This window comes from Bradyrhizobium sp. CCBAU 45394 (genome assembly GCF_028128655.1).
Lineage (GTDB): Bacteria > Pseudomonadota > Alphaproteobacteria > Rhizobiales > Xanthobacteraceae > Bradyrhizobium > Bradyrhizobium diazoefficiens.
In genome coordinates this window covers 1-13,404 of record NZ_LBIX01000129.1, presented here as the reverse complement: position 1 = coordinate 13,404, position 13,404 = coordinate 1, and the positions used below count along the sequence as shown (strand labels likewise).

Genomic DNA, 13,404 nt, shown 5'->3' with positions numbered 1-13,404 from the left:
CGAACTTGAAGGTGGCGGGTGCCAATAGGGTGCTACTCAGAAGTGAGTGTGGTCCTGCGCCAAAAATAGGCCAGTTAAGTGATGGCGATCTCGAACCCGACACGACTCGGCTCGGCGCAGCCGGTTTAGACCGCCGGACTGTGTGTAGCCCCGCACCGAGGAAGATGAGCGTCGAACGACGATGCGACGCTGCGGACCAGGAACCGGAACTCTGCGCCATCAGCTACGGAAAGCCGGGCATCGTCAATCAGCACGACCCCATCTGCAATAAGGCTGTCTATTCGAGAACGATCGACGACGGCGAACTTCGGATCCAGACCGTGACGACGGGATGTCTCTGAGAGATCGACTGCCATGTCGCACATGATTTGCTCGATGATCTCGGCGCGAAAGCGATCCTCATCCGTCAGCAAATAGCCCTTTGCGGTGGCGAGCCGATCCTCGGTGATGAGAGCAAGGTAGTCCTTTGCCGAGACAGCGTTCGCGCGAACCCTTGTTGCATGCGCCCGATGGCGCCCGCGCCGAGACCAATGAGGGCGTCCGCGCAATGGTCAGTATAGCCCTGGAAGTTGCTCTTCAGCCTGCCTTTCTGCCTCGCCCGGGCAAGACTTTCGTGCGGCAGAGCAAAGTGATCGATGCCGATGCGTACGTATCCAGCATCAACTAAAGCTTCCGCGATCGTTTCGAATGGGGGTAGCGCTCGACACTGTCCGGCAGAGTGAATTCGTCGATCTTGCGTTGGTGCTTTTTGAATGGAGGAATGTGCGCGTACCAAAGGCGGCAAACCGGTCCGATGCAACTCGAGGCATTTGGCTGTCCAGGCATATAGGCTTACTGTCTGCCGGGACAGGCCATAGAGCAGGTCGAAATTGATCCGGCCGACGCGGGCGCGGCGTGACCGATCGACCGAAGGCATAGTCGCGATCGGCTCGCCGCGTTTCGTGACTGACGTCTGGCAGCCGCTGTATCAGCACATGCTTCGACCAAATGCAGGTGCACGTAGATCGAGGCGGATTGCCGCCCGCCCAAGGACTTGAGCCACGCTTGATGGTCCAATTCGCGAACTGACGCTGAGAAATGCGGGGACGTCAGATAGCTGGTGTAGCGCGGTAGGCGATGCTGCCCTTAGGATTGTGCCAGGTCCGGTCGCATTCGGATGCCTTTCTTGCTTTCTGGGTCCGATTATCGGACACGCCCGGAGAAGCTTTGCGCTGCCTCAAAATATCTGTCTTGCTGATGGCTATGGCCACTCCACAGCGCAATTGGTAGGGCATGCTGCACGCGGCATACATCGTATCTTGGATTCCGATGAAGCGGTCACACGCCGGGAATGAGCATCCTTACGATGCGGAGCCCCACAGCTCGTTGTGATCCAATCCCGCTAGAACTGGGCGAGGCGATCGACACCCAACGCCTTGCTGTTCGTGCTGAACGTACCGGGACGTGGCAGTTGGCGTCCAGTGAGCCGAACCAGGATGATTCAGAGCATGCCGGGCGGGGAAGGAATGGGAGTGTTTCGCCGCCCCCGAGGCCGCAATCGTCCGTCCTTATCGGTCGGCGGAAATGAGAGGCGTCCGTTTAGTGCGATATTACTGCGCATGCCGAACCTGCAACGGTCCCAGTGTGGAACGTGCCGGAACAAAACCTCAGGAAGTTCGGCCATGCCGTTTGCACCGGTGGTCGAGGAAGCGAATATTGCGCCGAAGCCATATTCGCAGTACGGCAGCCTGCGCGCCGGTGAGCACCCCCAAGCATGAGGTCCACTTCCTGCTGTGAAACGGCAGCGGTCAATACGCCCCATCCGTCTCGGCGCCGTGTCGCGGGTTGCCGGCCTTGGCGGACGACAACGCGACCGAGCTCCGTTCGGCCTCAGCTTCTTGCTCCAATTGCAAAATATGCGCTCTTAGTGCATCGGAAGTCGCTGTCGCTGTCTCGCTGAATAGCGGATCTCCATCATCGGTGAGGGCGGAGGCGATTTCGGTCCAATCCTGAGCCGAGAGAGCCTTCAGGGCGGCGGGAAAGAAATCTCGTTCTTCCCACATCATGTGGTGCCGCTCGCGTACTATAAAGTCGCGTACGATATTGCCGACGTTTTGCCGAAGGACTTCACGATCCGCGAGGATGGCATCAATAGCTTGAGCGAAGTGATGCAAACGGTCGACGACTTCCTGGTGTTCAAGCGCGAGATCGCCGACGATTGCAGCCGCATCCGGATCGCGAACCTTGAGCTTCGAAAAAATCAAGTCTTCCTGTGGATGATGGTACACCTCCGGGTAAACCTCGAAATAGCTGATAATCGCGCGAATGACCTCATAGTCGGGACGGATCCCTTTCTCAAAAATCTCCAATTCGCGTTGAAGAGCGACCAGAAGCAGATCAATATTGCGATGCTCTCGAACCAAAAGATCGATGATCATTGCCATACTCCTAGAGGAACAATGTAGGCTGGACACGTTTCTGCCATTTGCCAGATCGCCTAAGCCGAATTCGGTGTCCTTCTGCGCTGCAATTTGTCAGCGCTGTTCGACGCAAAAACGTAGCGCGCTTCAATTCGAGCTGGCATAAATCAACTTAACCTAGGTTTTTGCACAAAGCTCCTGGGCAATCTGTACGAAGCTCCAGTCGGCGTGATGTCGGCAGGGCGATCACGCCATTCTGCTCAAGTTGGGTAAAGGTGCGCGACACCGGTTCGATCGTGAAGTCAAGATAATCGACGACCTCCTGCCGTGACTGGGCAGTTCGATGGCAGCGTTCTTCATAGCGCGGCGAGACATATCGAGCAGGAAGGCGACGATCCGGTCTTCAGCGCTGCTGATCAGGAGCATCATATGTTCGTGAAAGCGGCGGAGCTCAAGCGCCATCGCGTCCCACAGCTCCCATGTTAGCTCCCTCTCATGAGTGGCGCGAACAATGAGGGCGGTACGCTTCACCATCAGCAGCTGTGCCTCAAAAATCGATCCGGCCGAAGAGATATGGCTTGCTCCGGCCTCGCGGCGATGGGAGTCAGATTGACTGCTCTTGACGAACTGGGGAATTTGGATGTTTTCCCTAGGTAGAAGCCCCTAAGTATTTACACGTAAGTCCCGTGAGGAGGGCATCTCGTATGCGCGCCGCGGCGCGGTCCCTTGGTTGCTCAAACATGCTCAAATCGGATTAGGAAGCTGCATGCTGGCTTCGTCGGCCGCGACCATGGGAACAGTCGGAAGCGCACGGCCGCACCCGTGAAGAGCGCCAGCCAAGTCGAACGCGGGCGTCCACCGCCACTTTCGGCTCGCCGCAGGAAGTCTTGTTCGCTCGCCTTGACTCTGATGCTCGTCAGCATCGGTCGGCCGCGGAGGTGACGAGGCGGATATTGACAGCATCCTGATCGATGTACGCAGGCCGACGTGGTCGACGTGCTTGATGATCATGCGATACTTGCGCCTGTGGACCGAGTTGGGGCCCACCCGGATCATAGTGCTTGGCTCGCGTGACATATTGACCTGGCGCAACGGCCGGCCTTGCCGACTCTCCCGCGTTTTTGAAGCCGGAGGAAATCGTGACTGGCCTGGCTTGAAGCTAAGCTCGGGGCATCACCGGTGGGCTCGGCCGCACCTCGTCGATGGAGCGCCGGCGAACCGTGAGGGCTCCGGACAGACGGCACTCCTGTTCCTGATGCGCGCCTGGCGTCGCCATTGCGCCGATTGCGACGGCCTTTTGACCGTATCTGAAATTCTTGCCCTCATTGTGACATCAGGACTGGGATGGTAGATTGCACGAAGCATATCTCCCGCGATACCGCCGAGGGCGGCCGTATCCGCCCATCACCAGCAGGTCGAGGCTTTCGTCCGCCGCAAGCGATAGGCGGGCGCGCTGCGCTGACCGGGATGTCGGGAGTGAGACGACCTTTGCAGTAAGTCCTGGCTTTGCAAGGTACTAACCCAGACAGGCGGTGGAACTTTCCGGCGGGACCTTGTCCGGAGCGGCGGTCGCGACGATGGTGAGGGCGTCTGCTTTACATAGCAGCGGCATCGGGTCGTGCAACGCGCGGGCCGCACGGCACCTGCCGCCCGAGCAAATCCCGATTCGTCTGATCGAAAAAAAGCACCATGGAAGATGTATGGTTGGTAAAAACAGGGTCGCCGGCCTGGCGATGGAGGTTGCGTGACGATGGCTAGGTCGTAGACCCGCGCGCTCGTGCAGATAATCCGGCGCGCCTCGGCCGGAACCCCACTCAGTGCGCTGGTATGCCGGCGGTTCCGTGCCCGCAGATCAAAGACCCGAAGTGCCGCTTCGGCCCGCTCCAACGCACGCGACCGTTTGATTTCGAACACCGAAGTGACTGCCGACCAGCCTAGCGCAATCACCGAATGATGGTCCTCTCGTAACCGATCGCCATAGCGTCAAAATGCGCACCCGTGCCCAATATGCGAAGGAAATCGAATTGTTTACTGCAGCCCGCACCGGGAGCTCCGTTGGAGGATGGACCAATATATTGCCGAACTATGCCGTTCTCCGTGTTGCATCGGGAGCCGTCACCGAAAACATGATCGGCTCGGTGCCGTGCGCCCGGAAAACCCTCCGTTCGTCGTCTGCACTGCGCAGCTTGAATGCAGGAATCAGCCATTCGCGCCATTTGCGCTGCTGCTAGAGTCCCGCGGTAATGGCGATCCGCATCAACTCGGACATGCTGCGGACATTGATCTTGGCCATGAGGTTCGCACGGTAAACCTCGACTGTCCGGGGACTGATGCCGAGATCATGGGCGATCACCTTGTTAATCTTGCCGGCTAATAGTCCCTGCAGGACGTCACGCTCGCGCGACGAGAGTTCCGCGAGGCGGGCTTCCGCCTGTAGTTTCGCTGCGTCATCGACTTGCCTTGTTGGCCGCGCTTCCAAAGCACTATTGATCGCACGCAATAGCACCTCCTCCTCGAACGGCTTCTCGATGAAGTCGACCGCACCCGCTTTCATCGCTTCGACTGCGAGCGATACGTCGCCATGACCAGTTATCAGGACGACGGGGCAGTCGACGCGATCGGCCTTCACTTTGCGGACCAGTTCGAGACCGCTCATACCGGGCATGCGGATGTCTGACACAATGCAGTCAACCGGACCGCTCGCGACGTCATTGAGAAAGGCGGTCGCCGTCTCATAGGTTGCTACGTAGAAACCGTTAACATCAAGCAGAAACGCGAGCGATTCCCGCATCGCCGCGTCATCGTCGATCACAAGAATGCGCTGGCCAATCATGTCTCTTCACTAAGCTCCGCAAATGGCGCGGTGAACTGAAAGATCGTGCCGCCGCCCGAATTCGCTTCCGGGACAATGTGGCCGCCATGTGACTCGATGATCGTCCGGCAGATTGATAGCCGCACACCCATGCCATGCTCTTTGGTCGTGACAAAGGGCTGGAACAAGCGGTCGGCGATATCAGGGCTGGTGCCGGGGCCCTTATCAGCAACGGCAAACCTGTCGACCTTGGCAAGTTCAACGGTCAATTCGCGGCGCGGGCAGGAAGCCATGGCTCGATTGCATTGCGTATCAGGTGCAGCGCGACCTGCTGGATCTGGATCTTGTCGACAATCATTGATGGCAGATTGCGGTCGCTGCGGATGGCCACGCGCCCGGCTTGCACTTTGGCGCCGACTAGGGGCAAAGCCACAGCCTCTTCAAGGAGCGTGAGCGGATTCTCCGCCGTGTGCTCCGTCTCGCCCTTGGCAACGAATTCCCGCAGGCGCTTGATGACAGCGTTGGCGCGCAGAGCCAGTTGGGCGCCGTGTTCGAGTGCGCCAGCAATGCGATTGGCGTCCGGCTTGTCGGGCGCCAGCAGAGCCTTTGTGCCGCGCATGTAGTTTGTAATTGCGGAGAGCGGCCGGTTGATCTCATGGGCAATAGACGATGCCATCTCACCCATGGCGGTCAGCCGCGACACGTGCACGAGTTCAGAATGCAGCTCTTGCAAGCGCCGTTTCTGCGCTCGCCGTTCGGTGAGATTTGGGATGAAACCGAAGAACCGTTCGCCGCGCACTTTGGCCTCACCGACGGCAAGCTCCATCGGAAAGGTCGAGTTGTCGCTCCGTTCACCGACCACGATGCGGCCGATGCCGATGATGTGCCGCTCGCCATTGCTCAGATAACGTTCGATGTGGTGGTCATGCTCGGCGCGGCAGGGCTCCGGCAGCAACCTGGATACATTCGTTCCGACGACTTCGTCCGGAGAGCAACTAAATAAACGCACTGCCGCGGCGCTGAACGAGCGAATGATGCCCTTCTCGTCAATCACGATCATGGCTTCCGGCACGGTGTTCAGGATCAACTGCAGAAGGGCTAGCCTATACCGCGCCTGCTCTGATTCCCGCCGCAGCCGATTGCCCATGAAGCCAAGGAGGGGGCCAAGTACCGCGAATTCCGCGATATTGATCATGTTTGCGGAATCGGTGATGAGGCCTTTCGCAAGAAAGGCCACGCTGATGATGAGGCAGGGCACGGTAGCGAAGTTGGTCCGTCCGCGGCCGCGGCGAGAGCGGCAAAAACGACCACTGGAAGGTAGATGATCGTGAACGTGCGGTCCGGACGATACCGATTTAGCGCTGGGCGCAGTACGAGAGCCAGCCCGGCGACGGCCGCGGCAGTGCCATAGCGGTACCAGATGTGGTCCGGCATGTTTCCTCGCAGCCCCTCTCATTCGATCGACTTTACATTGTTTCCCCCGAGAGGCCACCGGAGGCAGTCCGCGTCTCAACTCACGCCAATCTATTGTGCAGGATGGCCGCAGCTATCTCGGCCAGATGCGCCAGTGCGTCGGCTGCACGGTGACGTGTTCTCCGGTCTTGGCCTTGATCCAGCCGCCGAAGATCCGGCGGCAAGGAAAGACCACCCGGTGAATGGTGTTACCCTCGATCACGGCAATCTCCAAATCTCGAGCAAAGGGCGGCGCCGTTTCGAGTAGCTCCCAGGTCAGGTCGCCATTAGATCCTGAACGGGGTTCATCGCTGCGGGCTGACAAATTCAGGCAACCTTCTGGGCACTAAGGAAGCGATCGCTTGGCCGCCGTGCGAACAGGCTCAGCCCAATATTGCCCAGGCGGCGCGTGGTCTCGATCGCGTCAGCCGTGACCGGGGTTTTATCGGCCGCGGCGCCGTGGCACCTATCGTGCCGGGACCTGATCCGCTCACCGACCGAAATATTAGGATTGGCGCTGCGAAACAACTCCCGGGCTTCGGTCGAATCGATCTGGATCAGCTCGAGCCTTCGGCGGTTGGTATTCATCGCTGTTCTGCAGAAGTTAAACTGGACTGCCGCTCCCGCAACTTGGCCCGCGGCGGGACAAATGTCCGTCATGTCGAAACATCCTTCGTTGGTGAGGAATCTCCTTGTCCCACGGCGTCAGCGTGGGGCGTTGGGTTATGATGACTTCAGCCGCGCCCTTGCGAGCGGGCGGCATCCCAAGCTAGAATGGGAAGATGCCGGAAATCGCTTGACGCCATTCGGATGATGCGCTCGGCACCGATCATCGCGCGCCGGTCCGCAGGTCGATGAAGTGCGCCATCGCAAGCGACGCAGGCTATCGGGTGCAGGTCATCGGCACACGGTTCGGGTGCGTCCGGCAGCAGTCCTTGAACTAGGTCGCCGGTATCTGGACATGAAAAGATGATGGGGCGCCAAGTCTTTCTGTCTGCCATGTGTCTGACCTTGGACTGGAAGATCACTTGTATCAGTAGGCAGCCGTCGCAGTAATTGATACAGGTCAAAAAAGGAGCTGATGCGCGTCCAGAATGGCCGAGCCCGAGCGGCCGCTGCGAGCCGGACAGGCCCGCGTTGGCAGGCGACATGTCACAACTCGTGCGATCCGCCAGAGCGTCGCGTTGGTCCGCGACACGCCAGCGTGTAGCAGGGTTGATTTGAGGCGCACCGCACGCGGATGGGCCACGACAGCATTTGTCCTCAATGCTGCGATAGCCGGCAAGCAGATGGTAATTTGATCGCTCGCCTCGCATTGTCGGTAGCCTTGCCGGGGCTAATCCCAGCCATAGGCTTTCGCGCGGAAGTCCTGAACCTTGGGCTTATCGAAACGCTGGCTGTGACAAGCCTGATCATCGGCTTTGCTGTCGCGGCGGCAGGGTGGACCGTCAGGACCGAGATCGAGGCGGTTCGCCTCATTGGCCATGATCACGTGCGCGTAGGTTTCGCCGTCGATAGCCCCCGGCGGCCGGCGCGCGTCAGAAATGGCTCTACCCGGTGATTGGCCAATGACCCGGTATTTGCGGCGATGCCTCGTGAGACCAAGTATCGCGTGCAAAGTTCGCGGCGGCTCGAGGTTCGATATTGCCAGCGGTTGAGTATGGGATCGATAGAGATCAATAGCCGGCATCTCGGGCGTGACGGTGCATGCTGTTCTCAATCGTCTCTTCGAGACGTTCCTCGATCATCGACTCAATTTTGTCGGTCGAGGGCATGAGCAGACCAGAAGGCGCTGTCCGTCGGCTCAAAACAGAGTGCGGTCCGCCAAGCTGCACAGAGAGCTATTGCGGGGTTTGCGGGCCGACGGGAGCGCTCGCGCCGCGTTACCCAAGTCTCGACCTTATTTCGATCGGAGGAGCGGACAACCTCTTGGGGATGCTGCTTGAGGCAGATCAAATACTCTTGTGGCGCGAATGGCAGAATGGTGGATGAGTAAACCCACAGGAAGAGGCTGTCATGCCTTCATTTAACGTTCGGTTCATTAAGACCGTTCGTGACGATACCGGCCACGAACATCGTGCCTGTCAGGCAGCGTTCAAGGTCGATGCCGCCTCGCTGAGTGCTGCTGCAGAGCAGGCGGAGACCGATTTCTGCAAGCAAAAGAGTGTCCGCGATTGGACAGTCTTCGCCGATGTGATAGAGCTTCGCGCTCCGCCTGCATTGCCGTCGGCATGGGGAGGGTAGCTTGGTTTTGGCCAGGGAAGCCTGCAACTTGAAGTGTGGGGTCAATCTGTGAATCTAGGCGTGATCAGGACATCGATGCGATCGCACGTGAGCTCAATCTGCCACATCCGCCTTTCGAACCATGGCGCAAAAACCGGACTCTCCTGAAGTCTTAAGCAAGCGCCTCGACTTGCCGGTTTTTTCGAGAATGCGCTTGCTGCCACATGGAGACGTATTGCGCGATCTGCAGCGGGTGTGCGGCCTGCCTCAGGCCAAGACCCGCTGCGCCGCCGACCTCGAGAGGCAGAACCATGCAAATCCGCTCAAAGACTGCCCAAACGAAAAGGCCCTGCGCGTTCGGTCGTGAGATATCCTCCCGCTGCGCTTTCGCGATTGATCGCGTTCAATCAGTTCCTCGCCGAAAATCTTGACTCCTGAGCAAGCCGGCTTTCAAAGAAGGCCAATGCAATGAGGCGAATCTGATGCCCCAATTTTGCGATCTCTCGCCCCAATGATGGCTGCTCGCCAAGGCTTCCATGGCAACCGTAGAGGCCGACTGGGTGGCAAAAAACTTGAGTACCTTATCTCGTCGCAGCTGCTTGCGGAAGATCACGGCTGCTGAAACACCCGAGCCATGTACCTGAAACACGTATTTCGCAAGATCCAATTCAATTGTACCAACTCCTGACATGGGAACATCCTTTTCGAATCATGCACCGCCACCTTGCCCAGGGAAGCTGTGAGGGGGTGTCCACCCCTCCGTGATAGGCGCGGTGCCCAAGTCGAACGGCTCGAAGTAGTGGACACAGGCCGACGGCGGCGCTGGTCCGAGGACGAGAAGCTCAAGATGGTTCTGGAGAGCTTACAGGCGCCGCGTCAGGTCGCGGCGATATGGCGTTTCGCGCTCATTGCTGCTGCGATGGCGACGGTCGTTTCGTCCCGAGCCGAAGGATGCCGCCCATCAACGGGCTTCGTACCGGCGATGGTGGTCGCGGAATCGGGGCCGACGCCTTGGTGACTACATTCTGCCGTCTCAGCCCCGCCAGAGCGGCGTCACTGATGGACACCGGTTAGGCCCTGCGGCGCTTGTTACAGCCTGTTCGCGCCAATGCGGGCCAGAGCCTCCGCTCTGTGTTCCTTTGGTGCACTCGATATCGTGGTGCGCTCTGCGGTATGCACGCTCAAGTGCGGGCGAAATCCGGAAAAAACTCGCGTAGAGTCTTTAAACGACTGTTGCTTCGATGTCACCAAATGGATGAGCCGGCGATCTACGCTCGTGTCAAACGAGGGACGGCATGTTCGATATTTATTTGAACGGAAGACACGATCTTTTGGTCGTTCCGCGAGGCTTTGCGATCCCCGCGGGATTGGACGGCAATTGGAAGCGAAAGAAGCGGGCGGTGCGCTCAGTGAGCGATCTCATTCGCCAAGATGTCCAACAGCGCGGTTACCACCGACGTAGTTTGATCTCAAATAGGTCGAAGGCGGCAGTTGAGACCTCGTCACACGCGTAGCCAACGCGGCGATCTACGCTGATCCATTCTTCGAAACACTCTGGGCAGGATGCCGTCGAGAACCTTGCTTACCGCGTCGACGGCAACGGGTATCTCCCTTCATTAGGGTTAAGGAGCAAGGTTTCTTTTGAAAAGCGGCCGCACGGCGCTGCGGCTTCCTCAGGATAAGTATTGGAGCTTTTCCTTGAGTCGATTGCCCCGAGTTGGAGCTGTTCAGGTTCATCGCGCTTGGCTCGCTCATTCCAGAACATGTTCGTTTACGTGCTCAGCTTCGAATAGAAAGGCGTCGATTGGGGGCCGCATTCAAGAAGCCTCTCAACACGGCGTCTGTACGAAGTTTACAATTCCACAGCTGCACTAGTCCAGACTCCTTGTCTTCGGAAAACATGACCGAGCTTATATCCTGGCGCGAGTTCCTATGATTGCCTCTTTTTTGCGGTGTCGCTCAGAAAAAACTATGTTACAAGCCGCTCCTCTCAAAAGGAACATTCATCGTGAAAAAAGCAACCAAGAATCGCGTTAAGCGGCGCGAGTGGACGAAGGCAGATATCAAAGAGCTCAAAGTCCACTCGAAGGCTCGGACCCCGGTCATAAAAATAGCAAAAATGACCAAACGCAGTGTCGGTGCGCTACGCCAGAAGGCCTTAAATCTCGGAATCGGACTCGGACATCAGCGGTAATTTTCAGCAGCGCTGGCTACTGGCGCGGTAGGGCGGCTCGCGGGCCGCCCTCTATGGCCATAGAAATTTTGTCGCACATCAGCTTTGCCGATCCGCGCTGAGACGTTTTTCACGCACGTGCTGGATGGCCTCCCAATGTCGCGGAACGGGCTCCAGCGCCTCCTCATCTTTGATGAAGTTTCTTGGAAGACGGTTTCGACGGCGAAGACCGCTTGCGATTTATGATCGCGAGTGAAGACATCGTCTTAGCCACAGCCCTGTCTCGAAGATTTCCCGGCTGGAAATTGTCTCGCAGGGCGCTCGGCGCCGTTGATTGTTCAAGAAAAACTTTTAATTGCGGTTTGTTGTCAAGCTTTCCTTTTGATCTCGCCAACGGCACGACGGTAGCGCTCGTGCCGATGGAGCCACGGCGCCGGTGCGGCTGAGGTATGATGGTTAGTCAGGCATCGGACCGGTCTATAGTTGAACCTTTGATGCCAGCTGGGGTCATGGTTCTTTCCGAGGTCGCGTAGCGCCTCATGATGATGTCCGGGTCGGGCGCCTCAACGTATGCAGCGGGACCAGCCGCCAACAGCCGAATGACCGAGGTACTTGCGCTCCGTCAGCCACGGCACGCTCACCGCGGCGATGATTGATCCGTGAGACTTTTTCTCCGCCAAGCGGCGTGCAGAACCGAGAGATGCTGCCAGCCGAACGATCGCGCTCACAGAGGCACACGTGCCACTATCTGGAATCGGCTCGACGTGGACTAGCTAGGGTCTGTTTGGATTCAGGATTGAACTTCCAAGCCGGAACGATTCAAACTCAATCCGCTGCAGAAATGCCGGGGCCAAACACCTAGTTTTCCGTTAATTTCTCGGCGTCAGCTTACGGACAGCTAAGCTGCTTATCTGCGGAGTCCGGTCTAACGACCTGAAACACAATGCAATCGCCATAGGAGTGTGGTCGTCATGGACGATCGAGTTAACAATACGTCGCATGTTCCATCCTACGATGAGTATCATTACGCTAGCTCCCCGGAGCACAGGAATGCCGACGATTTTGCGGACGCGTTCCGTAGAATGGGATTGCAGGACTCGGGTGCCAGCTCATCCTCGCAGCCGAGTTATTACCTCAACTCAAGACCTCCCGTTATTGAGATCAACCGGGCCGAATTCCGGGAGCGGGTGAGGAGCTTTCATGGTGAAGAAATCGATCGTATCGCCAACAATCCGCAGGAATACTCAGAATTTGTATCCGAAAGAGCTAATCGCACCGCGGATACCGCCAGAAGTTTCGCGATCCGAAGGGATTCCGATGCCGCGCGATATTACAGCTACCAACTAGGAAATACGAGCGTCGGCCTCCAAAGAACGGAAGCCGGATTTCCTATGGCGACTGAGTTCACCAGCCAGCGGTGGCGAGAACTGTTTCCCGGACGGACTGATGTCACATCAATCGTGGATTTTCAGGTTGCACATCCGCTCGTCGGTAACGCCGGCGATATTCTGCTCGAGCACCAACTACGGCAAGACGGCGAACGGCCGCTAGTGAACTGGCGTCCTGCCAATGACGAAGCGAGAGCCCGTGCAGAACAACTGGGCTTCGTTCATGTGGATCCCGATGATATGGTACTTGATCCCACCCAGTCCAGCCAGTGGAGATATAGGGATGGTGAATGGCAGCGCGCAACCAATTCTTCGATGTATCTCTCCAAAGCGTCGAGCGATGATGAACCTTCATCAGAATCCGACTCGGATGGAGACTTCATGTGACGTGAGATCTCTACCAATCCATTTGAGGTGGAGCAGGAGCGCAGACCAACCGACACCTGCGGCTTACGATCGAGCCTTGGACGGAACGAAGCCCAAGCCAATTCGGCTCAAGCCGTGAGGTGCACTGTACTGGCGGCGGTTTACGAGAGCTGGTGCCTATAATAGCACAAAGAAAACTCCGGCTTCCAGCCGGAGTTTTCGACTCCCGCCCGGGCGGGAGGAGCGGATTGCCTATGGCAGGCGCCAGCGTCATTGTGTCCTCGCCATCAGAATGGCTCGGGATCTTTCCGGGTTGCCTGGGTGAGGAGGGTCTTCGTTGGCCGTTTTCTTCGTAGGCGGTAATCTCGAGAAGTGTCGGGCCAACTCATCGAGTAACGAGACCATCCACCCGGGCTCGCCGGCATTGGATGCGAAGATCAAAATGGAGCAGATGTCAGGACAACTACCTTGCCTTCGTTCAACTCGCGTCAGTCAGGCTATGGCTGCGCCTTAATGAATCCGCGCCCTAACACTACTTTGGGTGCGCCGGGAGACCGGCAAGGAATAGATGGTGGAAGTCCATTGCGATGA

Annotated in this window: 14 protein-coding genes; 4 read left to right on the top strand and 10 right to left on the bottom strand. The window is 57.9% G+C overall.

Going from position 1 to position 13,404, the window contains the following annotated elements:
- On the top strand, positions 1–341 hold a 341-nt coding region (locus WN73_RS13150), incomplete at its 5' end, for a hypothetical protein (protein WP_271553156.1).
- A 1,446-nt stretch (positions 342–1,787) separates the two neighbouring features.
- Here the strand turns inward: WN73_RS13150 and WN73_RS13145 are convergent.
- The 9 genes from WN73_RS13145 to WN73_RS13105 all read right to left on the bottom strand — a co-directional run bounded on the left by WN73_RS13145 (position 1,788) and on the right by WN73_RS13105 (position 8,383).
- The gene (locus tag WN73_RS13145) at positions 1,788–2,417 is read right to left on the bottom strand and encodes a hemerythrin domain-containing protein (RefSeq protein ID WP_097669777.1); all 630 of its coding nucleotides are present in this window, start codon (positions 2,415–2,417) and stop codon (positions 1,788–1,790) included.
- Positions 2,418–2,571: 154 nt separating this feature from the next.
- Positions 2,572–2,694 (bottom strand): hypothetical protein, encoded by a 123-nt coding sequence (locus WN73_RS13140; RefSeq protein ID WP_245570234.1) that lies wholly within the window; start codon positions 2,692–2,694, stop codon positions 2,572–2,574.
- A gap of 1,932 nt (positions 2,695–4,626) precedes the next feature.
- Positions 4,627–5,232 (bottom strand): response regulator FixJ, encoded by a 606-nt coding sequence (fixJ, locus tag WN73_RS13135; protein ID WP_097669776.1) that lies wholly within the window; start codon positions 5,230–5,232, stop codon positions 4,627–4,629.
- Positions 5,229–5,504 carry an ATP-binding protein gene (locus WN73_RS13130; protein ID WP_245570229.1) on the bottom strand — a complete coding sequence of 92 codons (276 nt, stop codon included), beginning with the start codon at positions 5,502–5,504 and terminating at the stop codon, positions 5,229–5,231. Before WN73_RS13130 ends, fixJ begins: the two co-directional genes overlap by 4 nt.
- Positions 5,477–6,406, bottom strand: coding sequence for a PAS domain S-box protein (locus WN73_RS13125; RefSeq protein WP_245570228.1), 930 nt, complete (start codon positions 6,404–6,406; stop codon positions 5,477–5,479). Before WN73_RS13125 ends, WN73_RS13130 begins: the two co-directional genes overlap by 28 nt.
- Positions 6,407–6,757: 351 nt before the next feature.
- A complete protein-coding gene (locus tag WN73_RS13120) occupies positions 6,758–6,886 on the bottom strand; it encodes a hypothetical protein (protein ID WP_143279402.1) in 129 nt (42 codons plus the stop codon).
- A gap of 104 nt (positions 6,887–6,990) precedes the next feature.
- The gene (locus tag WN73_RS13115; protein WP_143279401.1) at positions 6,991–7,251 is read right to left on the bottom strand and encodes a hypothetical protein; all 261 of its coding nucleotides are present in this window, start codon (positions 7,249–7,251) and stop codon (positions 6,991–6,993) included.
- 146 nt (positions 7,252–7,397) lie between these two features.
- Positions 7,398–7,814 (bottom strand): hypothetical protein, encoded by a 417-nt coding sequence (locus WN73_RS13110; RefSeq protein ID WP_143279400.1) that lies wholly within the window; start codon positions 7,812–7,814, stop codon positions 7,398–7,400.
- Positions 7,815–7,999: 185 nt separating this feature from the next.
- Complete coding sequence (locus WN73_RS13105) at positions 8,000–8,383, bottom strand: hypothetical protein (protein ID WP_271553148.1); 384 nt, start codon at positions 8,381–8,383, stop codon at positions 8,000–8,002.
- 296 nt (positions 8,384–8,679) lie between these two features.
- Here WN73_RS13105 and WN73_RS13100 point away from each other — a divergent pair, with 296 nt between their 5' ends.
- Positions 8,680–8,907, top strand: coding sequence for a hypothetical protein (locus WN73_RS13100; RefSeq protein WP_097669773.1), 228 nt, complete (start codon positions 8,680–8,682; stop codon positions 8,905–8,907).
- 382 nt (positions 8,908–9,289) lie between these two features.
- Here the strand turns inward: WN73_RS13100 and WN73_RS13095 are convergent, their stop codons facing one another.
- Positions 9,290–9,577, bottom strand: a complete 288-nt coding sequence (locus tag WN73_RS13095; RefSeq protein WP_143279399.1) for a hypothetical protein — start codon at positions 9,575–9,577, stop codon at positions 9,290–9,292.
- 1,314 nt (positions 9,578–10,891) lie between these two features.
- Between WN73_RS13095 and WN73_RS13090 the strand changes: the two genes are divergently transcribed.
- Both WN73_RS13090 and WN73_RS13085 read left to right on the top strand, forming a co-directional pair.
- On the top strand, positions 10,892–11,080 hold the full coding sequence (locus WN73_RS13090; protein WP_245570233.1) for a hypothetical protein: 189 nt from the start codon (positions 10,892–10,894) through the stop codon (positions 11,078–11,080).
- Positions 11,081–12,030: 950 nt separating this feature from the next.
- Positions 12,031–12,834: an effector protein NopP gene (locus WN73_RS13085; RefSeq protein ID WP_271553145.1), complete on the top strand. Its 804-nt coding sequence runs from the start codon at positions 12,031–12,033 to the stop codon at positions 12,832–12,834.
- The last annotated feature ends 570 nt before the right edge of the window (positions 12,835–13,404 follow it).

Excerpts from the sequence above, each read along its gene's own strand:
- WN73_RS13145 (WP_097669777.1), bottom strand. The coding sequence starts at position 2,417 with ATGATCATCGATCTTTTGGTTCGAGAGCATCGCAATATTGATCTGCTT.
- fixJ (WP_097669776.1), bottom strand. The coding sequence starts at position 5,232 with ATGATTGGCCAGCGCATTCTTGTGATCGACGATGACGCGGCGATGCGG.
- WN73_RS13130 (WP_245570229.1), bottom strand. The coding sequence starts at position 5,504 with ATGGCTTCCTGCCCGCGCCGCGAATTGACCGTTGAACTTGCCAAGGTC.
- WN73_RS13125 (WP_245570228.1), bottom strand. The coding sequence starts at position 6,406 with ATGATCAATATCGCGGAATTCGCGGTACTTGGCCCCCTCCTTGGCTTC.
- WN73_RS13115 (WP_143279401.1), bottom strand. The coding sequence starts at position 7,251 with ATGAATACCAACCGCCGAAGGCTCGAGCTGATCCAGATCGATTCGACC.
- WN73_RS13110 (WP_143279400.1), bottom strand. The coding sequence starts at position 7,814 with ATGTCGCCTGCCAACGCGGGCCTGTCCGGCTCGCAGCGGCCGCTCGGG.
- WN73_RS13100 (WP_097669773.1), top strand. The coding sequence starts at position 8,680 with ATGCCTTCATTTAACGTTCGGTTCATTAAGACCGTTCGTGACGATACC.
- WN73_RS13095 (WP_143279399.1), bottom strand. The coding sequence starts at position 9,577 with ATGTCAGGAGTTGGTACAATTGAATTGGATCTTGCGAAATACGTGTTT.
- WN73_RS13085 (WP_271553145.1), top strand. The coding sequence starts at position 12,031 with ATGGACGATCGAGTTAACAATACGTCGCATGTTCCATCCTACGATGAG.